Source organism: Gottfriedia sp. NPDC058432, assembly GCF_042721555.1.
GTDB lineage: Bacteria > Bacillota > Bacilli > Bacillales > Bacillaceae_G > Gottfriedia.
This window is the reverse complement of the sequence record NZ_JBHXLC010000002.1, coordinates 310871-333012: the sequence shown is the minus strand read 5'-3', so window position 1 is coordinate 333012 and position 22142 is coordinate 310871. Positions and strand designations below refer to the sequence as shown.

Annotated in this window: 23 protein-coding genes and 1 riboswitch; of the genes, 6 read left to right on the top strand and 17 right to left on the bottom strand. The window is 33.9% G+C overall.

Features of this window, described 5'->3' with window-relative positions; translation table 11 throughout:
• Positions 1–383: 383 nt before the first annotated feature.
• On the top strand, positions 384–1355 hold the full coding sequence (locus tag ACFWM3_RS03840) for a 2-hydroxyacid dehydrogenase family protein (RefSeq protein ID WP_390310322.1): 972 nt from the start codon (positions 384–386) through the stop codon (positions 1353–1355).
• A gap of 216 nt (positions 1356–1571) precedes the next feature.
• Here the strand turns inward: ACFWM3_RS03840 and metQ are convergent, their stop codons facing one another.
• The 11 genes from metQ to ACFWM3_RS03785 form a co-directional block, all read right to left on the bottom strand.
• A complete protein-coding gene (metQ, locus tag ACFWM3_RS03835) occupies positions 1572–2393 on the bottom strand; it encodes a methionine ABC transporter substrate-binding lipoprotein MetQ (RefSeq protein WP_082459406.1) in 822 nt (273 codons plus the stop codon).
• Between the two features lie 22 nt (positions 2394–2415).
• On the bottom strand, positions 2416–3084 hold the full coding sequence (locus ACFWM3_RS03830; protein WP_390310320.1) for a methionine ABC transporter permease: 669 nt from the start codon (positions 3082–3084) through the stop codon (positions 2416–2418).
• A 1-nt stretch (position 3085) separates the two neighbouring features.
• Positions 3086–4090 carry a methionine ABC transporter ATP-binding protein gene (locus tag ACFWM3_RS03825; protein WP_335410236.1) on the bottom strand — a complete coding sequence of 335 codons (1005 nt, stop codon included), beginning with the start codon at positions 4088–4090 and terminating at the stop codon, positions 3086–3088.
• Between the two features lie 139 nt (positions 4091–4229).
• A riboswitch (SAM riboswitch) is annotated at positions 4230–4340 on the bottom strand.
• 78 nt (positions 4341–4418) lie between these two features.
• Complete coding sequence (locus ACFWM3_RS03820; RefSeq protein WP_056468787.1) at positions 4419–4781, bottom strand: hypothetical protein; 363 nt, start codon at positions 4779–4781, stop codon at positions 4419–4421.
• A 286-nt stretch (positions 4782–5067) separates the two neighbouring features.
• Positions 5068–5391 carry a thioredoxin family protein gene (locus ACFWM3_RS03815; protein WP_056468789.1) on the bottom strand — a complete coding sequence of 108 codons (324 nt, stop codon included), beginning with the start codon at positions 5389–5391 and terminating at the stop codon, positions 5068–5070.
• A 15-nt stretch (positions 5392–5406) separates the two neighbouring features.
• Positions 5407–5757: a ribonuclease M5 gene (locus tag ACFWM3_RS03810; protein ID WP_088014517.1), complete on the bottom strand. Its 351-nt coding sequence runs from the start codon at positions 5755–5757 to the stop codon at positions 5407–5409.
• Between the two features lie 216 nt (positions 5758–5973).
• Positions 5974–6357, bottom strand: a complete 384-nt coding sequence (gcvH, locus tag ACFWM3_RS03805; RefSeq protein WP_098428612.1) for a glycine cleavage system protein GcvH — start codon at positions 6355–6357, stop codon at positions 5974–5976.
• 45 nt (positions 6358–6402) lie between these two features.
• A complete protein-coding gene (locus tag ACFWM3_RS03800) occupies positions 6403–6759 on the bottom strand; it encodes an arsenate reductase family protein (RefSeq protein WP_056468793.1) in 357 nt (118 codons plus the stop codon).
• A 408-nt stretch (positions 6760–7167) separates the two neighbouring features.
• On the bottom strand, positions 7168–8952 hold the full coding sequence (locus ACFWM3_RS03795; RefSeq protein ID WP_390310317.1) for an acyl-CoA dehydrogenase family protein: 1785 nt from the start codon (positions 8950–8952) through the stop codon (positions 7168–7170).
• A 70-nt stretch (positions 8953–9022) separates the two neighbouring features.
• Positions 9023–10198, bottom strand: coding sequence for an acetyl-CoA C-acetyltransferase (locus tag ACFWM3_RS03790; RefSeq protein ID WP_390310315.1), 1176 nt, complete (start codon positions 10196–10198; stop codon positions 9023–9025).
• A 21-nt stretch (positions 10199–10219) separates the two neighbouring features.
• Complete coding sequence (locus ACFWM3_RS03785) at positions 10220–12601, bottom strand: 3-hydroxyacyl-CoA dehydrogenase/enoyl-CoA hydratase family protein (RefSeq protein ID WP_390310382.1); 2382 nt, start codon at positions 12599–12601, stop codon at positions 10220–10222.
• A 248-nt stretch (positions 12602–12849) separates the two neighbouring features.
• Between ACFWM3_RS03785 and ACFWM3_RS03780 the strand changes: the two genes are divergently transcribed.
• On the top strand, positions 12850–12990 hold the full coding sequence (locus ACFWM3_RS03780) for a YuzL family protein (protein WP_098232476.1): 141 nt from the start codon (positions 12850–12852) through the stop codon (positions 12988–12990).
• A 176-nt stretch (positions 12991–13166) separates the two neighbouring features.
• Here the strand turns inward: ACFWM3_RS03780 and ACFWM3_RS03775 are convergent, their stop codons facing one another.
• Positions 13167–14084, bottom strand: a complete 918-nt coding sequence (locus ACFWM3_RS03775) for a proline dehydrogenase family protein (RefSeq protein ID WP_056468798.1) — start codon at positions 14082–14084, stop codon at positions 13167–13169.
• A 188-nt stretch (positions 14085–14272) separates the two neighbouring features.
• Positions 14273–14536, bottom strand: a complete 264-nt coding sequence (locus ACFWM3_RS03770; protein WP_390310313.1) for a DUF2573 family protein — start codon at positions 14534–14536, stop codon at positions 14273–14275.
• A 265-nt stretch (positions 14537–14801) separates the two neighbouring features.
• Here ACFWM3_RS03770 and ACFWM3_RS03765 point away from each other — a divergent pair, with 265 nt between their 5' ends.
• The 4 genes from ACFWM3_RS03765 (at position 14802) to ACFWM3_RS03750 (ending at position 18434) form a co-directional block, all read left to right on the top strand.
• The gene (locus ACFWM3_RS03765; RefSeq protein ID WP_390310311.1) at positions 14802–15605 is read left to right on the top strand and encodes a formate/nitrite transporter family protein; all 804 of its coding nucleotides are present in this window, start codon (positions 14802–14804) and stop codon (positions 15603–15605) included.
• 115 nt (positions 15606–15720) lie between these two features.
• On the top strand, positions 15721–16539 hold the full coding sequence (locus ACFWM3_RS03760; RefSeq protein WP_056468805.1) for a GDSL-type esterase/lipase family protein: 819 nt from the start codon (positions 15721–15723) through the stop codon (positions 16537–16539).
• On the top strand, positions 16532–17449 hold the full coding sequence (locus ACFWM3_RS03755; RefSeq protein WP_056468809.1) for an ABC transporter ATP-binding protein: 918 nt from the start codon (positions 16532–16534) through the stop codon (positions 17447–17449). Before ACFWM3_RS03760 ends, ACFWM3_RS03755 begins: the two co-directional genes overlap by 8 nt.
• A 25-nt stretch (positions 17450–17474) precedes the next feature.
• Entirely contained in the window at positions 17475–18434 is a 960-nt protein-coding gene (locus ACFWM3_RS03750; protein ID WP_390310381.1) for an ABC transporter permease, read from the top strand.
• 62 nt (positions 18435–18496) lie between these two features.
• On the opposite strand, the gene ACFWM3_RS03745 is transcribed toward ACFWM3_RS03750, so the two are convergent.
• The 4 genes from ACFWM3_RS03745 to kynU all read right to left on the bottom strand — a co-directional run bounded on the left by ACFWM3_RS03745 (position 18497) and on the right by kynU (position 22126).
• Positions 18497–19381 (bottom strand): cation diffusion facilitator family transporter, encoded by an 885-nt coding sequence (locus ACFWM3_RS03745; RefSeq protein ID WP_056469044.1) that lies wholly within the window; start codon positions 19379–19381, stop codon positions 18497–18499.
• Positions 19382–19503: 122 nt separating this feature from the next.
• Positions 19504–20202, bottom strand: a complete 699-nt coding sequence (locus tag ACFWM3_RS03740) for a tryptophan 2,3-dioxygenase family protein (protein ID WP_025672328.1) — start codon at positions 20200–20202, stop codon at positions 19504–19506.
• A gap of 12 nt (positions 20203–20214) precedes the next feature.
• The gene (kynB, locus tag ACFWM3_RS03735) at positions 20215–20844 is read right to left on the bottom strand and encodes an arylformamidase (RefSeq protein WP_056468812.1); all 630 of its coding nucleotides are present in this window, start codon (positions 20842–20844) and stop codon (positions 20215–20217) included.
• Positions 20845–20851: 7 nt separating this feature from the next.
• Positions 20852–22126, bottom strand: coding sequence for a kynureninase (gene kynU, locus ACFWM3_RS03730; protein WP_390310309.1), 1275 nt, complete (start codon positions 22124–22126; stop codon positions 20852–20854).
• Positions 22127–22142 lie beyond the last annotated feature (16 nt).

Here is a 22142-nt window from a genome sequence, read left to right as displayed (position 1 = left end):
TAAGTTTTTATTGTAGACTTCTTTGAGATAAACAAGTTGATTGGAACGAAAGGGGTGCTCGACTCCTATGGGATATGCAGGAAGGCTGAGACCCCGCAGGCGCGCCGAGGAGGCTAAAGAATCTCGCCCCATGGAAAGCGAGCATCCCGTAGTGGAAATCAATATCACTCTACTCCTTTTACGAAAATATGATAATTAATTGACAAGATTTTTTCTCAACAACGTGAAGCAGACTTGTGTCTACTTTTTTCATTGCTGACAGACATTAAATATAAATATATTCTTTAAACTACCAAATACTAAATTAAACAATAACTTGAAACTTCATTTATAATAAAAACGATAACATTCAATTATTAAACTGTTGAAAGAAGGTTTCTAATTTGGCACATATCTTAGTAGCGGGAAAAATCCCAGAAAAAGCCGAGCAATTATTAAAAGATCATCATGTCATTGTTTATGAAAATGAGCAATTAATTACAGAAGATGAATTGTGTGAACTGGTTGTTGGGGTAGATGCAATTTTAAGTTTACTATCCACTCCAATCACCAAAAGAGTAATTGATGCTGCTAAAAATGTAAAAATTATTGCTAATTACGGAGCAGGATTTAATAATATCGATGTAGATTATGCAACTAGTAAAGGCATTCATGTTACAAACACTCCACTTGTTTCTACAGACGCAACTGCTGAGTTAACTTTTGGAATCCTCCTAGCTGTATCCAGAAGAATAGTCGAAGGGGACGAACTTTGCCGCACAATAGGTTTTGAAGGGTGGGCTCCATTATTCTTTAGAGGAACCGAAGTATCAGGAAAAACTTTAGGTATTTTTGGTTTCGGTAATATCGGACAAGCTGTAGCTAAACGAGCTAGGGCTTTTAATATGAATATTATTTATCACCAACCAAGAAGATTAAGTAATGAACTTGAACAAGAATTAAATGCCACTTACGTATCAATGGATGAACTTTTACAGACTTCTGACTATATTACCCTTCATTCTCCTTACAAGCCCGATCTACACCATTTATTTGGAAAAGAAGAGTTTTATAAGATGAAAGATACTGCATTTTTTATCAATGCAGCTAGAGGTCCTTTAGCGAACGAACAGGAATTAGTAGACGCATTAAAGGATGGCGTAATTGCGGGTGCTGCTCTAGATGTATTTGAATTCGAACCAAAAATAACAGAAGTGCTAAAATCACTTACAAATGTTGTATTAACACCTCATATCGGTAATGCAACATATGAAACTCGTGATGCTATGTCAGAAATAGCAGCTAAAAATATTATTGAGGTTATGGCTGAACGACCACCAATCTCACCTGTAAATCAAATTCTTGTGAAGAGCTAAATATAGAAAAGGGATGGGCATAAGTTAGTTTAACTGACTTATGTCCGTCCCTTTTTTATTTATTTTATTTGCGATTCCTTGGGATTTAATTGCATTGCCAATTTTATATGCGATTTTCAGAATTTATTTTCAGTTAATAGTTTTTTAAAACTTTATTACCTATAGAAAAAAGAGGGTTCCCACAAAAATTCACTTGGGATACCCTCTCTCTTTTTATTATTGACTTACAGGTACTACAGCACCTTTATATTTTTTAATGATGAAATCTTGAATTTCTTTTGAGTGTAATACTTTTACAAGCTCTTTAATTTCTTTTTTATCTTTATCGCCTTTACGAACAGCAATAATGTTTACATATGGAGAGTCTTTACCCTCTAAAGCAATAGCATCCTTCATTGGGTTTAATCCAGCATCAATCGCGTAGTTTGTGTTAATTAGTACTGCATCGCCTTCATTGTTTTGATAAACTTTTGGAAGCATACCAGCGTCTACGTCAGCTTGGAATTTTAAGTGTTTTGGATTCTCAACAATGTCTTTAATTTGAGCAGTAGTTGGATCAATTCCAGCTTTAAGTTTAATTAATCCTTCGTGTTGTAATAAGCTTAACATACGACCATGGTCAGCTACTGAGCTACTCATGATAATTTTAGCTCCATTTGGAAGTTCATCTAAGCTCTTATATTTTTTAGAGTAAACTCCAATTGGCTCGATGTGGATTCCACCAGCGTTTTCAAATTTATAACCATTTTCTTTCATTTGAGACTCTAAATATGGAATGTGTTGGAAATAGTTTGCATCTAATTCTTTTGAAGCTAGTGCTTTATTTGGTAATACATAATCTTGGAATTTAACAATTTTTAAGTTAATTCCTTCTTTTTTAAGGATTGGTTTAGCTTGTTCTAAAATAACTGCGTGAGGTACATTTGATGCACCTACCACTAATTCTTTATTTTTATCTTCTCCACCTTTATTACATGCTGCTAAAGATAATGCTAAAACACCTGCTCCTAATAAACTTGCGATTTTTTTGAATTTCACTGTCAGTTCCTCCCTTATATGATTAAGCTCTTTTATCTATTTTCGTTGTTACTAAATCTCCAATAAACTGAAGAATAAATACAATTAATAAAATAATGACTGTCGCAACAAGAGTTACTTGGTTATTAGAACGTTGGTATCCTTCCATAAATGCTAGGTTACCAAGTCCACCTCCACCTACAACACCAGCCATTGCTGTATAACCAACAATTGCAATTGTAGTAACTGTTAAACCTGAAATAATTGCTGGTAAAGCTTCTGGTATTAATACTTTTACGATGATTGTAAAGGTACTAGCTCCCATTGCTCTTGCAGCTTCGATTACACCTTTATCAATTTCACGTAATCCGATTTCGACCATCCTTGCATAGAATGGTGCAGCACCAATAATTAATGCAGGTAATGCTGCTTTTGCTCCTAGCATTGAGCCAAGTATAAAGATCGTAAATGGAATTAATAAAATGATTAAAATGATAAACGGTATTGAACGAAAAATATTTACAAACGCTGCTAGGATTGTATTAAAAAATTTATTTTCAAGCAACTGGTCTTTACTAGTTAAAAATAAGAATAAACCTATTATTAGTCCAAAAATAAACGTTGCAACCGCAGCAATTACAACCATGAATAATGTTTCTTGAGTAGCTACAAGCATTGCATCCCAATCAACATTCGGAAAAAGTTGTGTCATCTTATGCTACCTCCACTTCAACTTGTTTTGATTCTAAATAAGCGATTGCTTCTTTGATGTTTTTTATGTCACCAACAAGTTGAATCTTCATTGTCCCATAAGAGCCTTCAGCAGTTTGAACAATTTTCCCTTGCAAAATGTTAATCTCAATATCAAAGTGCTTAACTACCTCAGAAATATGTGGCTGATCTGCTTGACCATTTTTAAATGTTAGCTTGTAAGTATTATCCTTCCCATCACCTTGAGAAATTACTTCACCTTCATCATTGCCTTTGATTTGCGTCACAAATTTCTTTGTAATTGCTTGTTTAGGACGAGTAAATACATCAACAACATGGCCTTCTTCTACTACATTTCCGTTTTCCATTACTGCTACTCGTTGACAAATCTTTTGAATAACATGCATTTCATGGGTAATCAGAATTATTGTAATACCAAGCTGTTTATTAATATTTGTCAGTAAAGCTAAGATTGAATCTGTTGTTTCAGGATCTAATGCAGAAGTCGCTTCATCACATAAAAGAACATCTGGGTTATTAGCAAGTGCTCTTGCAATTCCGACACGTTGCTTTTGACCTCCACTTAGTTCAGAAGGATAAGCATTTTCTCTACCTTCAAGTCCTACAAGTTTAATTAATTCTTTCGCACGATTAATGCTTTCCTTTTTTGAAACTTTAGCAATTTCAAGTGGGAAAAGTATATTTTCTAATACAGTTCTTGACCACAATAAATTAAAATGCTGAAAAATCATTCCTATTTTTTGTCTTGCTTTTCTTAACTGACTAGATGAGCATTTAGAGATCGATTGACCATTAATAATTACTTCACCTGATGTAGGGGACTCAAGTCCATTTAGCATACGTAATAACGTACTTTTCCCTGCGCCGCTATATCCGATCATGCCAAAAATTTCACCTGCTTCAATATTTAAAGAAACATTTTGTACTGCGGTAACTGTGCCCTTTTTACCTTTGTATATTTTACTTACATTATTTATTTGAATCATACACTTGATCTCCTTTCAAAACATTCTAACAACTTATCTTTCAATTTTTTGTAAGTAAGTACTTTTTTAGTCGCATAAAACAAAAAAACCTTTCAACTCACATGAGCAGAAAGGTTTAACATACAAAAAGTATTCCTTTCTCTCATCTCTCAAAGCATATGCTTTGCAGGAATTAGCACCATTTCAATGACGTTCATTGACGGTTGCTGGGTTTCACAGGGCACAGTCCCTCCACCTCTCTCGATAAGAGTTAATCTTACGATCTATTAAGTTGTTTAACGTAATTTCTTTAACGTAAGTCCAATTCTACAAACTTAGACAGTAGTTGTCAACAATTTTCTAAAAGTTTTTTTTCGTTTTCTACACTTGTATATTGAAAAATCGTTTCCATTAGTAGTAATAATCGATAGTTCCCTTCAAAAGAAGCATCATTCAGTTTTAATAAAAGTCCTAACCTTTGCGAACCTGAATTTAGATATTCCCATCCATCTTTTGAAAAATTAACTCTAAGTTGCGGAATCGAACGATCAATTACCTCGATAAAAGGAGCCTTTTTACTTAACTTTATAAATACTTTTTCATTTAGGCAGTTTAATTCTACAATCCTTTCTTCGATTGGCAAAATGATTTGTAAATATTCCTTTTTTATAAATAAGTTTCTTGCTTGTCCTATCCACTCCTTGATATCCATAATAAACACCTCTCCCGATTTCTTTAATCTTATTTTCTCATAGATAAGGGGTGTATTCTTTATATTTCGCTCGACATTTACCTTGATAAAAATCTATATTTTAATTTTATTTCTACAACATTCAACTCATTTCCCGAGAAATATGTCAAAGGTTAGGGACATTTATAAGGGATTTAGAAAATGAAATAGCTCTCGTATGATCACTTAAAAAGACAAATAAAAAGAGTGCATTTCGAATGCACTCTCTTTAATGTAATGACAAAATCCTAAAAACTTGATGATCAACTCATCGTTTAATATATAAATTATATTTTTTTAACAATTCATGTAAATAAGGTACAGATTGAAAAGCGTAAATTTTTTGTTTCATTTCCCCATTTTCAAAAATAAGTAAACAAGGTACACTTTCAACCTTCCAGTTTTGAGCTTCTTCCACTATTTCATTAATATTTACCTTACTGATAGGTAAATTTGGCAGAATCTCATTTACAACTTCTAGCATTTTAGAAGCTACTTGGCATGTACCACACATTGCGGTATAAATATAAATAACTGTCGTCTCTTTTGATTGAATTCTTTGCATTATTTCATTCTTTGTCCATTGCTGCATGATCATTATTCCTCTTTAATTTGTACGTAAATAATCTGTAAATACTAAAATATCCGCCCCTAATAATACACTAGCTAAATGTTGACTCGGAGCTGTTGCCACTTCTCGATAACTTCTATCAATGTACAGATGCTCTGCCTGTGGAAATTCTCTTTTTAACAGTCTTCTAAGCTTTTCACCGGCCTCATCTGCATCTACTAACACATAGATTTCTCTTAAATCTAACATTTCAGCAAGCTCATCTAGCTTTGAAGTACCAACTGTACCATTCGTACAGATAATATCTACAGGCTCCTTTATGATCGTCTGTATTTTTCTCTTATCAGTAGTACCTTCGACAATGATAACTTTTCTTTGATCTTCAATATTCACTGGGCATCACCTAATGTATAGGACTCAAAAACTTTTGACTAAAAATCTTTTGTATATAGTATATTCGATTTCCCCTTAGTTGTTTCCTTTTTTTCCCTAAATGAAAATGTCCCTTTAAATTATGTTTTATGTAAATAAGTTAAGCTTTATTACATTAATTATACACGCAAAATAAAAAAGCGCCCAATTTGGACGCTTAATGTTAGATAATTAATCTTGATTGATCATTTCTTCGTATTGACCAGCAGTCATTAACTCATCAAGTTGAGAAGCGTTTGTAGCTTCAACAACTACCATCCATGCTTTTTCGTATGGAGATTCGTTTACGAATTCAGGATTTTCATCTAGATCAGAGTTTACTTCAATTACTTTACCACTGATTGGAGCATATAGTTCAGATACTGTTTTTACAGACTCAACGCTACCGAATGGCTCATTTATAGTAAGTTCATCGCCTACTTCTGGTAGCTCAACAAATACGATATCTCCAAGCTCTGATTGAGCGAAATGAGTAATACCGATATAGTATTTATTACCTTCAACTTTTACCCACTCATGTTCTTCTGAATAACGTAGTTCATTTGGAATTGACATTGTGAAATCCTCCTCAGATTAATTACCTTAAATTATATAGTTATTTTATAACCAAGCCTTTTCAAATACCTCTTCATTAAAACCAACTGTCGCTTTATCTCCATTAAAAAGCAGAGGTCTTTTAATTAATTTACCATCCGAACTTAGTAGTTCTAATAGCTCGTCCTCAGTCTTTGTTGGAATAACATCCTTCAATCCAAGCTCACGATATTTAACGCCGCTTGTATTAAATAATTTATTTATAGAAATTCCACTTGCTTTATAAAGATCAGCAAGTAATTCCTTTGAAGGTGGATTTAATGTAATATCAATTGCTTCAACCGGAATATTATGTTCTTTAAGCCAAGAAGCGGCTTTTCGACAAGTTCCACATTTTGGATATGTATAAAAAATGATACTCATTTTAGCAACTCCTCCCAAATTCTATTTTATCACAGGGAATATGCGAGTTAAAATAGTTCCGTTCGAAAATTCTGTAATAAGTTAGTTCCAAAAATATTATAGCAATATTCATCATACTAAACCAGTAGAACATTCGTGTTTTTCGACAGATTTAAACAAAAACCTTAAATATTTTTAATATATCAAAGTAATTTACTATATCATTCGATGAACCTCTTAAATTTTACTCAACTTATACTAGTATGGCACAAGTCATGGCAAAATTATCCTTATCTATTTAAGAATCTAGAACTATTTATTCTTTAATGCAAACGATTGGAGTAAGGGTGCTACAGCGTCTTTAAAAAACGAATCCCAAATTGTTAAATAAAAAAAACTGCCAATCTACAGATCGGCAGTTTTTTTTATTTATACAGTATAACGCTCTTCTTCTAATACATTAGCAGCAATTTCACGTTTCTTCGCAATTACATTAATTGGCGTATGACGTGTAAACTTACGAAGTGCTGAAGTCATCATTCTTAATGTATCACCAGACTCAACAGCAACAAGTGTTTCCTTAGCATGAGCTTCGATTTCATTAAATGCTTCTTGACAGAATACTTGAGTATAAAGTAATTTTTGGTTTGATTTTACTAATCCTACTTTGTTAATTGCCTTTTCAGTACGCAGAACTGTCGATTCCATTGCGTAAATATTGCTTACGATATCTGCAATATTTACTAGAATCTCTTGTTCATTGCTTAATGCTTTACCAAATTTTTGAACTGCTAAACCAGCAATCATGATCGCAATTTTCTTCGCATTACGAACTAAATATTTCTCTTGCTCTAAAGGAGCATCTCCCACTTCTTCAGGCATTAACATCATTAACTCTTCTTGAATTTGTTGTGCTTGTTGAAGTAATGGAAGCTCTCCGCTCATTGCTTTTCGAAGGTAAGTACTTGGTACAATTAAACGATTAATTTCGTTTGTTCCTTCAAAAATTCGGTTAATACGAGAATCACGGTAAATACGCTCAATTTCATATTCAGCCATGAAGCCATATCCACCGTGGATTTGCACTCCTTCATCTGCAACATAGTCTAACACTTCAGAACAGAAGAATTTATTTAAAGAACATTCAATCGCATATTCTGCTACAGCTGCAGCTACTGCTTTTGGATCTTTTGCTTGCTCTTCAGTTAATTGACTAAAGCGATCTTCGAAAAGTCCTACAGTACGATATGCTGAACTTTCACTTGCATAAACTTTTGTAGCCATACTAGCTAATTTTTCTTGAATTAAACTAAATTTAGCAATTGGTGTTTTGAATTGTTGGCGTTGGTTAGCATACGTTGCAGATAATTCTAAAGCACGTTTTGATCCACCAACTGTACCTACAGCTAATTTATAACGACCAATATTTAAAATATTAAATGCAATAACATGACCTTTTCCAATTTCACCTAAAAGGTTTTCTACAGGAACTTTTACATCTTCTAAAATCAGTGTACGAGTTGAAGATGATTTAATACCCATTTTCTTTTCTTCTGGACCAGTCGAAACACCTTCATAATCTCTCTCAACGATAAATGCTGAGAAGTGCTCTCCATCAATTTTTGCATAAACAACAAATACATCTGCAAACGCAGAGTTTGTAATCCATTGTTTTTCACCGTTTAAAACGTAGTGAGTTCCTTCAGTATTTAATTTAGCAACCGTTTTTGCTCCTAATGCATCTGATCCTGAACCTGGCTCAGTTAATGCATAAGCTGCAAATTTCTCACCTGATGCTAAACCTGGTAAGTAACGTTGCTTTTGATCATGATTTCCAAACAATACGATTGGAAGTGTACCAATCCCTACGTGGGCTCCTTGAGAAAGTGAGAATCCACCACCACGAGAAATTTTTTCTGTAATTAATGCTGAGCTAATTTTATCTAGTGCGATTCCGCCATATTCTTCTGGCACATCTGCTGCTAATAATCCTAGCTCACCAGCTTGTTTTAATAATCTTACAGTGCGGTCAAATTCGTGTTGCTCTAAATATTCTAATTCAGGTAAAACTTCATTCACTACAAAATCTTCAGTTGTTTTTGCAATTAATTTATGCTCATCTGTAAAATCCTCTGGTGTAAAAACTTTATCAAAAGTCACTTCTGTTGTTAAAAAGCTTCCGCCTTTAAGTAAGTTACCGATTGTTTTTTCCATCAATAATTCCTCCTATTTTCTATTTACTTGTTTGAAGATATGATTCTAACAATCTATTTCCGTACATCTATTAAACTAATTCAAATACTCCGGCAGCACCCATTCCGCCACCAACGCACATCGTTACAATCCCGAACTGCTCTTTGCGTCGCTTCATCTCATGTAATAAAGATAAAGTTAGTTTAGTACCAGTACAGCCAAGTGGATGCCCTAATGCAATCGCCCCACCGTTTACATTTACACGTTCTTCATCGAGACCTAAGTGACGAATAATTTGAATTGATTGGGAAGCAAAGGCTTCATTTAATTCAAATATTCCAATGTCAGATAAGCTTAATCCTGCTAATTTAAGAGCTTTTGGAATTGCTTCAACTGGTCCAATTCCCATTACCTCAGGAGCTACTCCAGCGACTGCAAAAGAACGGAATTTTAATAATGGACTTAGTCCTTCAGCTTCCGCTTTTTCGCGATCCATTACTAAGACTGCTGCAGCCCCATCACTTGTTTGTGAAGAGTTTCCAGCCGTTACTGAACCTCTTACATTAAATGCTGGTCTTAATTTAGCTAATACTTCAGAAGATGTACCTTCACGAACACCCTCATCTTGAGAGAAAGTAAAATTCTTTTCTTCTAATTTATTGTTTGCGTTAACTGAACGTAGCGTTACATCTACTGGAACGATTTCGTCTACAAAACGCCCTTCTTTAATAGCTGCTGCTGCACGCATATGACTACGTACCGCAAAAGCATCTTGATCTTCTCTTGAAATACCATAACGATTGGCAACTTGTTCAGCTGTATGCCCCATACCCATATAATACTCAGGTGCATTTTCTACTAATCTACTATTTAAACGAGCAACATGCCCTCCCATTGGTAGTAAACTCATTGATTCTGCTCCGCCCGCAATAATCGCTTCAGAATGACCTAACATAATTCGTTCACTTGCATAAGCAATACTTTGTAAACCTGAAGAACAATAGCGGTTCACTGTAATTCCTGGAACTGAATGCGGTAATCCAGCTAGTGCCCCAATATTGCGCGCCATGTTGAATCCTTGCTCAGCTTCCGGGGATGAGCAACCAAAAATAATATCATCGATTGGACCATCGTAATTTCCTGCACGCTTTAATGTTTCTTTTACAACTAATGCCCCTAAATCATCTGGACGAACTGTTGCTAGTGATCCTTTTTTCGCTTTACCTACAGGTGTTCTCGCACCCGCTACAATAACAGCTTCTCTCATATTCTTCCCTCCATCTTTAGATTAATTACGTAACGGTTTTCCTTTTACAAGCATGTGTTGCATACGTGCTTGAGATTTCATTTCAGAAATTAAACTTAAAAATGCTTCACGTTCAATATTTAATAAATACTCTTCGTCTACTAACGTTCCGAATGGTACTTTTCCACCTGCAATTACATAAGCTAATTTCTTAGCAATTGTTAAATCATGTTCACTAATATAGCCAGAATAGTACATTGAGTTTGCACCAGCTAATAAAGTTGCATAACCAGACTCACCAACTACTGGTACTTTTTCACGAATTGGAGCGCTATAACCTGCTTCATATAACTCAAGTACACGTTGTTTTGCTTCATAAATTAAATGATCTGAATTAAATACTTTGCGATCTTCATGATTTAAGAAACCATTTTCAAATGCTTCTTGTGCAGAAGTCGATACTTTTGCCATTGCGACTGTTTCAAATACTCGATTTGCAAGACCTTGTAGATCAAACTCTACACCTTCTGGGAACTGTTTTAATTGTTTAATGTAAAGCTCTTTACTACCGCCCCCACCTGGGATTAAGCCTACTCCAACTTCTACTAAGCCCATATAAGTTTCAGAAGAGGCAACTACACTAGCAGCTGGTAAACAAATTTCAGCACCGCCACCTAGTGTCATACCATAAGGAGCTACAACTACCGGTTTATCTGAGTACTTAATTTTCATCATTGCTTGTTGGAATCCTTTAACTACCATTTCAATTTCAAAATAGTTATCATCTTGTGCTTCCATTAAAATCATTGCTAAATTAGCACCAACACAGAAGTTTTTAGCTTGGTTGCCAATAACTAAACCTTTAAAATTTTTTGAAACTTCATCAACTGCGAAATTAATCATTTGCGTAATATCCATACCAATTGCATTGCTCTTTGTATGGAATTCTAAACATGCAACTCCATCTCCAAGGTCAATTAAACTCGCACCTGAATTTTGTTTAATCATTCGACCTTGTTCTTTTAAAACATTTAATTTAACTTCTTTATCATTTCTTACTAACTCTTCAAATTGACCATTATGATAGAAGCTTGTAACTCCATTGTCTTGCTTATAAAATGTTTCATTACCACGATCGATCATATTTTTAACCCAATTCGGTACAGTTAAGCCTTCGCTTTCCATTCGTACGACCGATTTAGATACACCAATTGCATCCCAAATTTCAAATGGTCCTAAATCCCAGCCAAATCCCCACTTCATTGCTTGGTCAATTCCGACGATGTTATCAGAAATTTCACCAGACAATTCAGCTGAATAAACTAATACCGGACTAATAATGCTCCATAAGAAGTTACCTGCACGATCATCAGCGTATACAAGCGCTTTCAACTTATTCGCTAAGCCTTTAACTTGTTTGATGCTTTCAGTTGAAGCCGTTTTCAAGCTTTTTCTTTCTCCATATTCAAATGTGCTTGGATCTAATTCTAAGATTTCTTTACCTTGCTTTAAGAAGAATCCTTGCCCAGACTTACTTCCAAGCCAATTACGATTAGCCATTTCCTTCATAAATTCTGGAACTTTAAATACTTCTTTCTCTTCACCTTCTACAAGCTCATAAACATTGTTTGCAACATGGATAAATGTATCTAATCCAACTACGTCCAATGTACGGAATGTAGCACTAGAAGGGCGCCCAATCATTGGCCCAGTAATTGAATCAACTTCTCCAACACTGTATCCGCCTTTTAGCATTTCTTGTACAGTTACAAGTAATCCATATGTTCCGATACGGTTTCCAATAAAGTTTGGAGTATCTTTTGCTAATACAACGCCTTTACCTAAAACGTCTTCTCCAAAACTTTTCATAAATGTAAGTACTTCTTCAGATGTATGTTTAGTAGGAATAACTTCTAATAATTTTAAATAACGTGGTGGGTTAAAAAAGTGAGTGCCTAAGAAATGTTTCTTGAAGTCATCTGAACAGTCTTCAGACATTGCTTCAATTGAAATACCTGATGTATTTGAGCTCACGATTGAGCCTGGTTTGCGGTATGCATCAACACTAGCTAATACTTGTTTTTTGATTGCTAAATTTTCAACAACTACTTCAATAATCCAGTCAACTTCGCTTAAACGACTCATGTCATCTTCAAAGTTACCTGCTTGAATTAACGTTAAGTTTTTCTTAGATGCAAGAGGAGCTGGCTTTTGTTTCAATAATTTCTGAATAGCCGTTTGACTAAATCGATTACGAAATTCTTTGGAGTCAGTAGAAAGACCTTTTGCAGCATCTTCCTCAGATAGTTCTCTTGGGACAATATCAAGTAATAATGTTGGAATACCTATGTTTGCCAAGTGTGCAGCGATACCAGATCCCATCACACCAGAGCCGAGTACAGCGGCTTTTTTAATTTTTTGGATCATATGCATTTCTCCTCCTCATATCTTGAATGAATACTCATTCACTTTCTGGATAAAACAATCCATTATCAATGAGCCCTCTTCTTCCACTATATGATAAATTCTTATTTTTCGCAATAAACAAAAAGTTCAAATTAATAAATTTTATTTATGATCTAAATTCCTCCCTCTGCTTTTTTTATCACACTCCATTTTTTACTAATAAGTTTATTTAAATAGGTTAGTCTAAGAAATGGAGGTGATAAGATATGAAACGTGAAAGAAATCCATCAAAGGGTGGAGTTAGTGCAGCAAGTGTTCAGGGTAATGCAAGTCATGGAGATCAAAGAGAAGAAAAAGGTAGACAAAGTAACAATCAGCAGTACGGTAAAAAAAATATGGGTCAGTAAGCTTTTTTCGCTCAAACTTAATAATAAAGCTAGGATCTTGCTGATTTAAACAATTATATGAATAATGTTGTTTTACTAATAACTTACTTATCACAAAAAAATCCTGTATAAAGAGAAAAAGGCTGACTAAAAAGGATCCTCACTCAATCCTTTTTAGTTAGCCTTTAATTTTAGAATTATTTACTGAACATACCTTTTAATACGAACGCCACGTTAGCAGGACGTTCTGCAAGACGACGCATAAAGTATCCGTACCAGTCAGTACCATAAGGAACATAAACTCGCATATTATAGCCTTCTTTAACAAGCTCTAATTGACGCTCTGTACGAATTCCGTATAACATTTGGAACTCAAATTGATCGTTTGGAATATTATGTTCTTTTACTAATTGTTTTGTGTACTCAATCATTGCTTCATCATGTGATGCGATTGCAGTAAAGTTACCGTTTAATAAGTGCATTTTAATGATTTTTTTGAAGTTTTCATCCACATCTTTTTTCTCTGGGAATGCTACTTCAGCAGGCTCTTTATAAGCACCTTTTACTAAACGTAAATTTGGTTTTAAGCTGTTTAAATCTGTAATATCGTTTTCAGTTCTGTATAAATAAGCTTGGATAACTGTTCCGATATTATCGTACTCAGATCTTAATTGCTTAAAGATACGGATTGTTTTTTCACAACGAGTGAAATCTTCCATATCAATTGTAACGAATACACCATTCTTTTTAGCTGCCTCTAAAATACGACGCATATTTGATAAAACTAGCTCGTCAGAAATATCAAGACCCATAGAAGTCATTTTTAGAGAACATTGTGAATTTAAATTTTCTTTTCCAATCGCTTCAATTGCTTCGATACAGTGATCAGCCATTTCATTTGCTTCTTCAACCGTGTCAACGAATTCCCCAAGATAATCAATTGTTACTTTTAAATTCTTTTTATTTAAGTCCTGAATAACTTTTGTAGCTAAATCGATTGTTTCGCCTGCAACAAAACGTCCTGCACCAAATCTTAGGCCATATTTTTTAGCCATTTTAGTTAAAAACTTATTTTTAGACATAAATAAAAAAGCATTCTTCATAACTTGTTCCATTACTCTACCCCCAAAATTAAACTTTACTTTTCTCTCTATATAGTACTAATGTATCATCTATTGAAATTTGTTAAAACAATTATTTAATAATTTGTCGAATTTTGTTTATTGAAAAATGTATGCCCTTACTTAATATTATATTATCATAATTTATATATGTCGTCATCTTTGAAAATTATGGATAAAGATTATTGCTTATTTTTGTTAGCCATAGCTTCTCTATGCTGGTCATTTAACGTTTTAATCTCTTTTATTAAATTAACAACTTCTTCTTTAGCTTGAGGATATGTATCATTCCAATGTTTTACTAATGTCGGCATTGATTTTGATATGTATGTATACATAACCCACTTTTCCACTTTTGCTTGTTTTTCCTCTGACCAATCTCCTAATAACAATTCCGTATATTTTTTTAGTAACGCATCAAATTTTGCTTCAAACTCATTTTCCAATTGAAATCACCTCTCCATTTTATTATTAAGTTTTCAAAATCCAATTTGAATCTTTCCTTTTTTTACCTAAACCTGTTTACTATGAAATTATATTATATCTTCAACCAGTAGTAAGATGATTATTAAAAAATGTAAAGTAAAATTAATAAATAGTATCTAACTTATTCAATTTCATAATTTGTTCATAATTTCACAAACTCGTAATCGTATTTTGTTTGTATACTATGAATGTGTTAATCAAAGAACGCATAGGGAGTGAAACCATTTGGAACGAGATAGTATCCAATATTGTATTGACTTAGCTCTTAAAAAAAAGAAAATACTAGACCAAAGCTTAGTTAAATATTTAACACGCGCTGCTTTAGCTTCTATTTATATAAGCTTTATTCTCATTGTTTGTTTAAAATTAGCAGAATTATTTAGATTACAAAGTTCACCATTTACATCTATAGCTTATCCATTCGTTTTCGCTACAGCATTAGTTATGATTATCTATGGTGGTGGAGAGTTATTTACTAGTAATACGATGTACTTTACGTTTTCAACTTTAGCTAAAAAAACTTCAAAACTAGATTTAGTAAAAAACTGGATCGCATGTTATTCAGGCAATATTCTTGGAGCATTTATTTTTGCAATTATTTACTTTTTAACAGGTTTAGCAAAAGATTTTCCTGCCAATCATTTTCTAACTGGTGTAGTCGACCATAAAATTCACGCTTCATTTTTCCACTTATTTTTTAAAGGTGTTTTATGTAACTGGCTTGTCTGTCTTGCTTGTTTTTTACCAACTAGATTTAAAGATGATTTAGCAAAAATGTTACTGATTTTTTTATTAGTATTTGCGTTCTTCTTCTCTGGTTATGAACACAGTATCGCAAATATCGCAGTCTTTACATTATCCTATATTATGCCGCATGATGTAGCCTTTACGTTTGGTGATGTATTGCATAATTTAATTCCAGTTACAATTGGAAACATTATTGGTGGTTCAGTTGGTGTCGGAATGGCATATTACTTCTTAAATAATGAACGAAAATTAGAAGTAAAAGAATTAAAACGCGTTTCGTAAACCTAATTTACCTGTCCTCTTTTTTTGGAGGACAGGTTTTTTCGTGCAAATCTAATTTTATTATGGTAATAATGATTTTATAATGAAAATTTTTCCTTTTTTGGTGGTGTAAAATTTGAAATACAATAATTTTGTTCGGTTGATCATGTTCATTTCATTACTATGTTTCCTTATATTATCATATGGCTTCGTGAAAGGTGCTTATACTGTTTTAAATCCTCAAAAAAGCAAACTAATTGTGAATAATAATACACAGAAAAATAATCAAAATGACAGTGTTCACAAAAACAATAAACTGAAGATTGTTGCATTAGGAGACTCACTTACGCGTGGTGTCGGTGATGATGAGGGAACAGGTTATGTAGGAAGAATAAAAACCATTCTTCAAAAAGAGTATAAACAACCAACAACAATCACGAATTTAGCTGTTAGTGGCGCAAAAACATCAGATTTACTTAACGATATAAAGAAAAAAAATATCCAAGAAACGATTGGCTCTGCGGACATAATCGTTCTTTCCATTGGAAGTAATGATTTATTTCCTGGCGCTAATCAATTAAACGAACAATTTTTAAAGACATATCGTCCAGATGAAAAAACGTTCAAAAATAATCTACAATCAATTTTTAAATTAATACGTCAAAAAAATCCTACAGCATCTATTTATGCATTTGGTTATTATAATCCATTTCATAATGTTCAAGGTTTAGATGCATCGTCAAGCTTTGTATCGAGATGGGATAATCTACTCGAATTAGCGGTACTTCAAACTAATAATGCATACGTCATTCCTACATTCGATTTATTTTTTAATGAAGAAAAGAAATATTTGTACACTGACCATTTTCATCCAAACAAAGACGGTTATATTGAAATGGCAAATCGCTTAACTAGTAAAATAGGAAGTCAGCTTCGAGGTGAGTCGAATGAATAAAGTTCTTAAATTAGATGGTGTTACAAAAAGCATTAAAGGAAAAGTACTAGTCGATAAAATTTCATTTGAAGTGTATGAAGGTGAAGTGTTTGGCTTTCTAGGTCCAAATGGAGCTGGAAAAACAACAACGATTCGAATGCTAGTCGGATTAATCAAACCAACAAAAGGAACGATTGAAATCGCTGGTTATCCAGTTAAAACGCATTTCAAAGAAGCGATGCGACAAATTGGATGTATTGTAGAGAATCCAGAATTATACGGATATTTAACCGGATGGGAAAATCTAAATCAATTTGCGAGAATGTTAGGAATTAAAGATGATAAAAAAATAAGCGAAGTTGTAAATTTAGTAAAGTTAACTGAGCGGATTCATGAAAAGGTAAAAACATATTCACTCGGAATGAAACAAAGATTGGGGATTGCTCAAGCATTACTTGGAGGCCCAAAACTTCTTATTTTGGATGAACCAACTAATGGATTAGATCCTGCCGGTATTCGTGAATTACGTGAATTTATTCATATGCTTGTAAAAGAGCAAAATATAAGTGTATTTATTTCAAGTCATTTATTAAGTGAAATCGAAATGATTTGTGATCGAGTAGGAATTATAAATAAAGGCAAAATGGTTAGAGTTTCAACAGTTAAAGAATTAGTAAAGGAAGCGGCTGAAAGAGTTGAATGGCGAGTTTCTCCATTACAAAAAGCGCTAGATTTATTAAAAAAGGATTCTACGATTCAAGATATCGTAGTAAAGGATGAACTTATACTTTGCCGAATGTCGCCTCTCAAAATTAATGAGGTCATTCAACATTTCGTAGCAGAAAATATACAAGTGAATGGCGTTAAAACAATGTCTGAAACATTGGAAGATTTATTCATGGAAATGACTGGAGGCGAAGTTCGTGGCTGAACTAATTAGACTCGTCTTTAACGAAATTGAAAAAATGGTAAGGAAACGAAGAATACTTGTTATCTTTTTCATTTTAGCAGTGCTAATCCCTATTTTTGTTTATGCTCAACTACAGCAAACTGAAGAAACAGTTAAAAGACTTGGTACTGATAATTGGAAAGTAGCACTTCAACAAAAAATAGTCGACCAACAAAATAGATTAAACTCATCAGGAATACCTGAAGAATGGAAAAGTTGGTTAAAGGTTCAAATTGATCAAGAGCAATATTATTTGGATAACGATATAAATCCTACTACGCCTGGTGCTCCTACATTTATACGAAAATTAATTGAACAAAGTATTGGGTGGCTACTTCTACCTTTATTGGTCATGGTCATTACAATTGATATTATTTCTGGTGAGCGAAGCGACGGTACGATAAAAATACTACTAACCCGCCCCATCAAAAGATGGAAGGTTTTACTTAGTAAATACATATCAATTTGTTTATTAATCTCTTTTCTTCTCGTTCTATATGGTGTATTAGCATATGTCGTTTCAGGATTTGTTTTCAGCTTTAAAGGCTGGACAGTACCTGTGTTAACAGGATTTGTCATCAAAAATAACCAGCTAATAACTGATTCCGTTCAACTGATTCCCCAATGGCAATACATCATAATGGCATTTGGACTTGCTTGGTTTGTCTGTATTATAATTGGAACACTTTCATTTATGGTATCGGTATTAGTTCGAACTACACCCGCTGCAATGGGCATTATGCTAGCCGCTTTAATAACAGGAAGCGTCCTAAGTGGACTAGCTACATCATGGTCAGGAGCAAAATACTTCTTTAGTGTAAACCTTGGCCTAACTGACTACTTGGCCGGTCAACTCCCTTCCATTGAGGGACTGAACATGCACTTCTCTTTAATGAATTTATCCATATGGGGAGTATTAGCTTTACTAATCTCATTCATTGTATTTATTAATCAAGATATGAATTAAATAAAACGGGGATCGAAAAAGTTTAAATTCTTTTCCGATCCCCTTTTCCTGTTTTATATACCTTAATCCTTTCCTGCTCTACCTGACCTTAATGGCTCAACATGAATGTGTGTATATTGAATTCCATGTTGTTCGCTTAATATCATTTCGATTTGGTCTGTGATGCCGTGACTTTTACTCACATCTATTCCACCGTCTACTTCTATGACTACATCTGCGATTGTTGTATTTCCGTACATTCTTGCTCTTAGATCTACAACTTTATGTACACCTGGTACTTTATCAACTGTTTCTGTAAAAAGATTCATTTCTTCTGGATCGAATCCATCCGTTAATAGGAGGGTTGCGTCATAAAAGATCTCCCATGCCGTTTTGCAAATAATGACACCTACTAAAATGGCTGCGATTGGATCGATAATAGGAAAACCAATCGAAGCACCTAAAACACCAATCGTCGTTCCGAAGCTAACTAATGCATCGGAAAAATTATCTTTCGCTGATGCCTCAAGCCCTTTACTCTTCGTTCTCTTAGCAACTTTATTATTATAAAAGTAAATGCCAAACATAAAGATTCCAGAAGCAAATGCCACTACAGCTGCTAGTCTATTCGGAGTTTCATATTCTCCTACGAAAAGTGATCGTATATTTTCAATAATAACCTGTAAACCAACTGACATCATAATAAAAGACGCAATTAAAGTAGCTATTTGCTCTGCTCTTGAATGTCCATAAGGATGGTCTAAATCTCTCGGTTTTCGTGCGATTCTTATTCCGATAAATACAGCCAAAGTCGCACCAATATCAGTTACATTATTAAGTCCATCAGCTAAAAGAGCACTAGAATCTGTATAAAAACTAACAAGTACTTTTACAGTCGCAAGAACTAAGTAGGAAATAACACTTAAAAAAGCAGCAAAGTCTAATTGCTTTTGAAGATTTTTCTCCATGAACTCACCCCGCTCTACTAAAAAATCATATGGGCTTATCATACCCATAATGCAATTTTTCCATTTTAAGTAAAAAAAAACAGATCCGAATAATCGAATCTGTTTTTATCATCCCTCTATTATTAAAGTGGCTTTGGATTATAGCTTGATCCCGTTAAATCTGTTAAGTCACAAACCGTTTGCCATAATTCAGGATAAAATTCAAATCGTACAGCACGTTCTAATGCTTCTGCTGGTACTCCTTTTAAGCTCTTTGTATTCATACCAATCATGCGTCGAACAAGTTGAATATGCTGTCTGCGGAATGATTGGAATCTTTCATCGAAGCAAGTTAATTCTTGCATTAATTGGAATAACTCAAAGTTTTTAGCTGCATCTTGATGTAATTGAACAGGTGTAAGTAAATTTTCATCTAATAAATCTTTAAAAGGCTGCCAAAGTGTTGGACCTAATTTTAAGATTTCATTAAATCCAGGAGAATCTTGACCGCTACCTCTTCCTAAAGCTAAACGAATAATATGATAGTCACTTGGACTTACTAGTTTTACCATATCAAATACTGCTGGTAAATGTACTAGGTGATTATTAATGCGTTGTAAGTGATGTGTTGCTTTCGTAACCTCTTTTGCACGCATGTGTTTATCTGCAAAATGAATAGATTGGATGATTAATTTAAAATGTAACTCAGCAATTTGGTGAACCGTTTGAAACGTTAATTCATCCGGACAAAATAATTCTTCGTCAGGTTTTTGTAAACTTAATAATTCTTCTGTTCGAATATACTTTTCGTAATCTGTCAGTTTTTTTTGCTCTTGTGTCATTTCTAAATCCCCCTAAACTAATTTACGTAAAACTGCTCGTACTGGACTACCATCTGCGTCTGTTAATGGTAGCGGTAATGCAATAAGCTCATACTCACCAGGAGTTACATTTCTTAAATCAATCGATTCAAGAATATGAATACCCGCATGATGAAGAGCATGATGTGCTTCTAGTTCTTTACTATCAAGTGGGTCTACTGAAGGTACATCTACTCCAACTAATTTAACGCCTTTTTCATGTAAAAACTCTGCTGCATCCTTTTCAATATGTGGAATTCTCTCTGGGAAAACGCTATCATTTTTCCATGAATTTGTTTTAATTAATAAACGTTCTACACCATCGAAATGAAAAGATTCTAAATCCGACTTTTTAATGCTATCTACTTCAATCAACTCGATTACTTTTGCAATCCCTACATATAAATTAGGATCTAAATCTATGACTCTCTTACCATTTTCATCAAAATGAAATGGTGCATCAATATGCGTTCCTGTGTGAGTACTGAAAGTTAACCTCCCAACATTAACAGAGCCACTTTCTTCTTTTGTCCAACTCAATTGGAATGAAAAATTTGTATCACCTGGCCATACAGGCATACCATCTTCAAGTCTTCTTGATATATCAATTAAAGTCATTGGCATACAACTCCTAAGCGATGATTTCTCGTTCATTCTTAAACTGTTCATATTGTTTCTCAACCATGATTTTCTTTAAGATTTGTACACTATTCCATACATCCACATAAGAAGTATAAAATGCGATTGGTGCTAATCTGATTACGTTTGGTGCTCTAAAGTCTGGAACAATCCCATTTAACTTTAATGCTTTACAAATCCTTGCAGCATCATCGTGTTCAAGACAAACATGTCCACCTCGATCTGAATCATCAAGTGGATTACCAATTGTAAAACCAAAGTCACTTAATTCTTCATTGATTAAGCTCATTAGGTAAGCTGTACTGTGTAAAGACTTTTCTCGAATTTTTTCAATTGTAGCTTCTTTATACATTTCAAGTGAGCCAACAAGCGGTGCCATGCTTAAAATATGCGGGGTACCAATTTGATAAGCACTAACTGTATCAGACGGAACAAATTCATGCTTCATATCGAACTGCTTTTCTTTATTTGAACCGAACCAACCAGCTAGTCCAGGCATAGTCCCAAAATGTTTTTCGTGAACAAATAGGCTTCCCACTCCACCTGGTCCACTATTTAAATATTTATAATTACACCAATAAGCAAAATCGACGTCCCATTCATGGAACTGATGAGGGATTGCACCAACAGAATGGCATCCATCAAAGCCAATTACTATTCCTCGCTCATGTGCAGCTTTTGTTAATCTTTCTATATCTAATAATTGACCGCTTCGGTATAAAACAGTCGGAAGAATAATTAAGGCAATTTCATCAGTCATTGCTTCAATAATATCTTCTTCTCTAATTGTTCGACAATCACGGCTTTTTACTTGAATTAAATGAGTTTCTGGATCAAAGCCCTTTAATCTTAATTGACTTTGAATTGCATAAATATCAGACGGGAAGTTTAATTCATCTGCTAATATTTTCGTTTTCTGACCTGTTGGATGATAGAAAGAGGCAATTAATTGATGAAGATTTGTAGTTGTTGAACCAGTTACAATCACTTCATTCTCGTTTGCCCCAACTAATGGTGCACTTAATGCTCCCAATTTTTCTGCAAAATAATACCATGGATGATCGCCCTGCATCCATCCATCAATTGCAAGTGTCTTCCATGAATCTAATAAATCTAGTAAACTTTGTTCTGCTCTTTTTGAAAGAAGCCCTAGAGAATTTCCATCTAAATAGATTGTATTGGGTTGTAAGTAGAACTCACTACGATAATTTGATAATGAATCTTTTCGATCTAGAAATTCTGCAAATTCTTTTGTTGGTTGAAACATCCCCTTGTTTTACCCC

Coding starts and splice junctions, on each gene's coding strand:
- ACFWM3_RS03745 (WP_056469044.1), bottom strand. CDS start 19,381: ATGGAGAAAAATCTTCAAAAGCAATTAGACTTTGCTGCTTTTTTAAGT.
- gcvH (WP_098428612.1), bottom strand. CDS start 6,357: ATGTCAATTCCAAATGAACTACGTTATTCAGAAGAACATGAGTGGGTA.
- ACFWM3_RS03820 (WP_056468787.1), bottom strand. CDS start 4,781: ATGGATATCAAGGAGTGGATAGGACAAGCAAGAAACTTATTTATAAAA.
- ACFWM3_RS03825 (WP_335410236.1), bottom strand. CDS start 4,090: ATGATTCAAATAAATAATGTAAGTAAAATATACAAAGGTAAAAAGGGC.
- ACFWM3_RS03740 (WP_025672328.1), bottom strand. CDS start 20,202: ATGACACAAGAGCAAAAAAAACTGACAGATTACGAAAAGTATATTCGA.
- ACFWM3_RS03775 (WP_056468798.1), bottom strand. CDS start 14,084: ATGGAACAAGTTATGAAGAATGCTTTTTTATTTATGTCTAAAAATAAG.
- ACFWM3_RS03755 (WP_056468809.1), top strand. CDS start 16,532: ATGAATAAAGTTCTTAAATTAGATGGTGTTACAAAAAGCATTAAAGGA.
- ACFWM3_RS03795 (WP_390310317.1), bottom strand. CDS start 8,952: ATGGAAAAAACAATCGGTAACTTACTTAAAGGCGGAAGCTTTTTAACA.
- ACFWM3_RS03790 (WP_390310315.1), bottom strand. CDS start 10,198: ATGAGAGAAGCTGTTATTGTAGCGGGTGCGAGAACACCTGTAGGTAAA.
- kynB (WP_056468812.1), bottom strand. CDS start 20,844: ATGCCAATGACTTTAATTGATATATCAAGAAGACTTGAAGATGGTATG.
- ACFWM3_RS03780 (WP_098232476.1), top strand. CDS start 12,850: ATGAAACGTGAAAGAAATCCATCAAAGGGTGGAGTTAGTGCAGCAAGT.
- ACFWM3_RS03830 (WP_390310320.1), bottom strand. CDS start 3,084: ATGACACAACTTTTTCCGAATGTTGATTGGGATGCAATGCTTGTAGCT.
- ACFWM3_RS03800 (WP_056468793.1), bottom strand. CDS start 6,759: ATGAGTATCATTTTTTATACATATCCAAAATGTGGAACTTGTCGAAAA.
- kynU (WP_390310309.1), bottom strand. CDS start 22,126: ATGTTTCAACCAACAAAAGAATTTGCAGAATTTCTAGATCGAAAAGAT.
- ACFWM3_RS03815 (WP_056468789.1), bottom strand. CDS start 5,391: ATGCAGCAATGGACAAAGAATGAAATAATGCAAAGAATTCAATCAAAA.